Raw genomic sequence first — 5314 nt, 5'->3', positions numbered from 1 at the left:
AAACTATGGGCTACAAGCCTTGTCTAGTAAAAAATTAGCAAAGAATCAGCGTGTAATTAATTCTGTCCAATTACTTATACACTTTTTTTCCTGTTTTCCACCTGTGATGATTAATAAAAATTATGTTTTATATAAAATAGCGTAAACAAAGCTTATATTATCAAGGGACTCGCGAGTTCATTCATCTTTCTAAATCCTGTTTTCTTACTTTTTCAGCAAGCCCTATTTAGGGAGAATGAGTTCAGATATTGCCGAAGGAATATATTAGGAAATATCTGTGAATTCCAATTTCTTATATTTCGCCAAAATCGCAAAATAATGATACTAAAATTAGAAAAGGTAGGCACCGATATTTTTCCTACAGTGAAGGTATGAAAATCCTTAGTCATCAAAGTCAGAACTGCGGAATGTGGGTTTTAAGAATGGTTTTATAAAAGAAAAACTTATGCACAAATATGATTTTCTGTCAACTTAATTTAGATGCGTTTACCCAGGGCTGGTTGTTACCCCCCCAGGGTCGCAACTTAAATCTTTATTGCGACAGTTTTCGCCAACCACCACTAAAATGGTTGATACGATAATTGCTGTGGCTCTTGACTTAATTAATCCGAAACATCTCAAAAACTGGTTTACTAATTGCTGCTACTGTACCTCATAACATCCGGAAGTGCTGTAAGTCAGCGGGATCGGAAGGTAGAATTTTCAGAAAACCAGATTATTTAGGGTCGATCGACTTAACAAATTGTTGCACGGGCTGCGGTAGAGCCGGCACAAAAGTCTTTCTAAAACCCTTAACATCGAACACTCGCCACAAAATACCCACCGCTACCGTCAAGAAAAATAACGCTCCCAAAAAATTTAACGCACCAGAAACAAAACCGCTGTTCCTTTTTGGCGGAGGCGTAATATGTTTCATACGATATACAGCCGGCTCGTAATCTCTGGGTTCCTCGCGACTGCGGGGCGGCTTTTTGGGGCGCGAACTCGCACTGCTGCCCGCAGTCAAACCCGTTTTATTTGTTTTAGTGAAACTGCTGGGCGACTTCAATTCAGAAGCGCCGCGCGTCTCGGTTAACTTGCTAGCAGAAGTCCCGGTTTTGCCAACTGCAGCATCTTGAATTCTGCTGTTAGAGCGCTGAGTCAATTTGCGTTCGGCGAGGGTGCGCATCAAACTTTGCAATTGCTGAGTCGCCGCCGGCGGGCGTTCCCCTTTCCTCGCCCAATTTAACAGCATTGCCCCGGTAATCCCGCAGAGATTCGTAGCGCCTACAGAAGCCAACCGCTTCAGCAGAGGCTGGCTGTTGGACACAAAAACCACCAATGCCTCCGGGTGTTCTTGAGCCAAACCGTAAACGCACTGAGCCGTCGCCACTACGAGCATTGCTGGCTTGCTTTGATTTTTAATCGAAGGTTCCAGAGCTCGGTGTGTTTCCTGAGCGTCAGTTGCTATCCAGCCGCTGTCGGCAAAAAAGCGCATAAACTCTCTAGCTACTTGCTCTTGAGCTTTTTCCACCGCTTGCCCTGTCAGACGATCTATTTCGTCGTACACTACTTCCGGGATATAGCAAGTTCCCACCTTGGCATATTCTTGCCACACTTGGGTTCTGCCAGCCATCAAAACATCTGCATCCAAAGTTACCAATACAGGAGGAAGTTGATTAGCCATGACTTTATCCTATATGCTTAGATAAGTTATTTTTACTTTATCGATCGAGTTTAAACAAATTTTGGGCAGTCCAAAAATCAACTTTTGGTAAGAGAGAAATAACCTGGGGCGCGGCTTTTAATTGGAAATTAGTAGTTAAGAACCCGATCGCCCAATTCCTAGATTTCACTAATTTACCGCAACCCAAGAGCCTATTACCAAAGCTGCACCGCTGCTGTTAGTTTCCGATGCCCAGACGGCCCGCTAAAGCCGGAGTCAAAGGCAACAGCGCAGCAATCATCAAGAACAAAGCTAGCAAACCCAAAGCCGCGCGAGCGTCGTCAGGCTCAGTCAGCTCGTTGAGGCTCGGCCGTTCCAGATTCCGCTGTAAAATCAGAATCACGATCGCCCAATACAGGGCCAAAGGATTAACTAAAGAAGCGATGGCCAGCACCACAAACGTCGCCAAAGTAGCGCGACTTGCTATTTTCCGACCGTAGATGGCTTGCACGATTCTACCCCCGTCCAACTGTCCCGCCGGCATCAAATTAATCGCCGTTATTACCAAGCCCAACCAACCGATAACAACCAGCGGGTGAACGTCAACAATCTGCTGCTGCAAAGCCGAACCCAAAACCACTTTTGCCAAAGTTCCCACCAAAACCGAGCCCTTGAAAAATTCCGTGGGAATTTGAAACAAACTGCCGGGGTGAGACAGCAGCAAACCCGTTACCAGCATTAGCAGAGAAACTATTCCCCCAGCCGCTGACCCGGCAAAAGCGATGTCAAACAAAACTTTACGGTTGGGCAGCAGCGACTCAAAACGGTCGATCGCTCCAAAACAACCTATCTGCAAAGTTGGTATAAAAAACGGCCAACTCAAGCCAACATTGTACCGATTTGCCAGCACTCGGCGAGCAATTTCGCCCGAGCCTAAAACCGCCCAAATTCCGGCTGCAATTGGCAGAACTTCTAGATATCGACGCGGCGAGTTAAAGAAATCGAAACCCAGCAGCAAACCGCCTGTTTCCAAGCTGGTAGCAATTGTTGCCAACAGCAGCACGACTGCTAGGATTTTTTGATATACGGTACTTGGCTGCGGGTCGTTGGTGCTGGGCAAGATAATAACTACGGGCTTGTCGTCCTGATTTTCTACTAAGAATAGGCGGTAGCGATCGTTTAATCTTTCTTGCAAACTTGCCGTCAAACGCGAGTGTACTTGTTCTGGGTCTCCCCGGAGATTGCCTTTCAAGATTACCCCATCTTGATAGGGAATCGTTTCTGTCGCAAAGAAAGTATCTATGCCAAAGATGCCTTTAATTGCCTTGAGGTCTTCAACTGGAACGGGAATTATTTCTAATTCATTAGTTGCCGGTGGCGCTGTGACGATCTTAATGATTTGTTTGGCTGGTGTCGGCTGCGAGTCAGAGGCTGAGAAATCATCGCTTTCGGAATTTACCTCAGCAGCATCCGGGCGCGGCAGCACTGCATCGGATGCAGCCTTACGCAATTGCCTGCCCAGATAAATGTACAATCCCGTGGATGCCACGAGCAGCAACAATACCGCAACTAGATTGAGGTAAATCCCGGCGGCGAACAAACCAAAGAACAGCAGCCAGGGGCTCATCAGCGCAACTGACTGCAACCAAGCCAAAATTCCCAGTTTGCCAAAAGGTCTGGCCCGATAAAATCCCCAACCTAGAATTCCCAGAGCAACCAATACCAGGGCAATGGTTGCCGTATTTTCCGATGCAACTATAGGCATTCCGGTTGCTTGCGCCAATAGGGGCTTTAACAGGTCGATCGCGCCGCGGTCGAGTGATAGCATTAAATTTTGGGGAATATGAAATAAAGTTGCTGGGAACATATCCAAACCTGTCGGAAACTAGCCTGATTACTAAGGATAACCCCTGAGGGCTACTCGGGCCACAACCGCCGCGTCCTGCTGTTTTCAGATCGCAGGCGATCGGATATTGACACAATACACATTTTATGATGTTACATGGGCTGTGGCAAACACATACTCATAAGATTTACGCACGGGTGGTCAGAAACAGCGTTTTTCTTGCGAAAATACTGCCTCCCGACCTTGAAAACTGGTAAAAACCAGGTTTATTCGGTATTTACGCGTCCAGGGCTAACTCAAAAAACTGGCAGTGTCGATCGGGGAAGCTGGAAAATTAGCCCCGGTTTGGCAGGCGGGGCTTTTTCGCGGACGTGAGTGTTTTTCGGATTTGAGCAGGCCAAACAAATCCGAAACAAATGCACAACAAATAAGGTTTGAGCCGCTCTCTACTTTGCGGTAAAGAACGGCTCAAAGCGTTGATGCTATTAGGTTTAGTTAACGGGTACGGCAGGACTTGAACCTGCGGCTGGCTGCTTGGAAGGCGGTATCGTCAAATTCTTGCATCACCCTGCGCGTAAGTCTTTCAGCCTTTGGTTGCGTCAAACCAAACAAAATTGCACAACAATTGCACAACAATTTGATACTGTAGGCCTGTAGAGTTGAGGGCGCAATCGTGTCAATAAACCAATCTCAGCGCCGGAGAAAGGGCGCTGTAGGAGTGATGGCTAGTCGAGGTATGTTACGTCTTCACTTGCCTCGCGAACTTAATTCCGGTAAAAAAATGATTTAAGCAAATACAAGCCGCGTTGCTGAATTAGGGTACGATCGATTGAGAGTGCGATCGCCCAAAAATAACACTTCACAAAACGAAGAGCTTATGCAATGTCCTGCCGCAATTATTAATTGGTAAAACAAGTAGGAAAACTCCTGCGAAATTCTTACGAGTCCGAGGCAATTCCCAAAGTTTAAGAATTAGATGAATTAGAAACATTTATCGACTCAAAAAACAACTTGGCTGCCGACAGCGGTAGACAACTTTCAACCAGGTATTTGAGAATGGGTATTAGGCGATCGAGCGTGGTAAAACCTTTGAACCACTTGGGAATCTTGTTAATAAATGGAAATGCTATTTTTATGTGACAGATGACCCGAAAGTTTCCCCTAACTTTATTGCCGATGAATAGCCAATAATTAGCCAAACCTCTATGACAAGACTTGAAGGCGAAAATACAAGATTAAGACATCCGGATAGGTCGTGGAAAACGAAAAACTCTTTGTTATTCTAAATCAGACAGCAAGTTGCTCAAACATTCTATTCAATTATTAATTCACTATCTAGGGCTTGCTGAATAAGTCCAAAAAACTCAAAAAAGTTCGATCGCGCTATTGCCCGCCAACGCTTAATATAAGTTTTTATTCTATTTGTAATACCGGAGGATAGCTTTTGATAATCTCAGTCACCTTTCTAGTCCTTATTAATATAATTTGACACAAAAAAAGCCACAATAACCTCCTTAATCCCGCAACAAGGTTCATGACTAAAAAAGCAATTGCAATCGCTGTACCAGATGTATGATCGAGTTTGGTCATCACTCGATCGAGATTAAACCTTCTTTTTGCTTGACCAAATTTCCCTTCTATAGCCTGACGCGCTTTTTCATCTTCTTGAGCTTGCTTTTTTATTGCTTTACTCACATGAGCTGACCGTCTTCCCAAGGGCGGACCGCTCATCCTAATTCCTCTTTCTTTACACCAGGCTCTATTCGAGCGAGTACGGTAAATCTGGTCAACGTGAACCGATTCTGGGTAATGCCCTGTGAATT

The 5314-nt window shown here is 45.3% G+C and carries 3 protein-coding genes and 1 pseudogene; 1 reads left to right on the top strand and 3 read right to left on the bottom strand.

What is annotated here, in order from left to right; genetic code table 11:
• Positions 1-715: 715 nt before the first annotated feature.
• Both QUA99_RS32115 and QUA99_RS32110 read right to left on the bottom strand, forming a co-directional pair.
• Positions 716-1666: a PIN domain-containing protein gene (locus tag QUA99_RS32115; protein WP_333245459.1), complete on the bottom strand. Its 951-nt coding sequence runs from the start codon at positions 1664-1666 to the stop codon at positions 716-718.
• A 217-nt stretch (positions 1667-1883) separates the two neighbouring features.
• Positions 1884-3410, bottom strand: a complete 1527-nt coding sequence (locus QUA99_RS32110; protein WP_445251058.1) for a site-2 protease family protein — start codon at positions 3408-3410, stop codon at positions 1884-1886.
• A 987-nt stretch (positions 3411-4397) separates the two neighbouring features.
• Between QUA99_RS32110 and QUA99_RS32105 the strand changes: the two are divergent.
• Positions 4398-4844, top strand: a pseudogene (locus QUA99_RS32105) (IS1 family transposase); the annotation flags it as partial.
• A 60-nt stretch (positions 4845-4904) separates the two neighbouring features.
• Here the strand turns inward: QUA99_RS32105 and QUA99_RS32100 are convergent.
• On the bottom strand, positions 4905-5314 hold a 410-nt coding region (locus QUA99_RS32100), incomplete at its 5' end, for a transposase (protein WP_333460526.1).

Origin of the sequence: Microcoleus sp. F10-B2, from assembly GCF_036704965.1 — a bacterium.
Lineage (GTDB): Bacteria > Cyanobacteriota > Cyanobacteriia > Cyanobacteriales > Microcoleaceae > Microcoleus.
The sequence above is the reverse complement of the archived record's forward strand: the minus strand, read 5'-3'. Positions and strand labels throughout refer to the sequence as shown.

Coding starts and splice junctions, on each gene's coding strand:
- QUA99_RS32115 (WP_333245459.1), bottom strand. CDS start 1,666: ATGGCTAATCAACTTCCTCCTGTATTGGTAACTTTGGATGCAGATGTT.
- QUA99_RS32110 (WP_445251058.1), bottom strand. CDS start 3,410: ATGCCTATAGTTGCATCGGAAAATACGGCAACCATTGCCCTGGTATTG.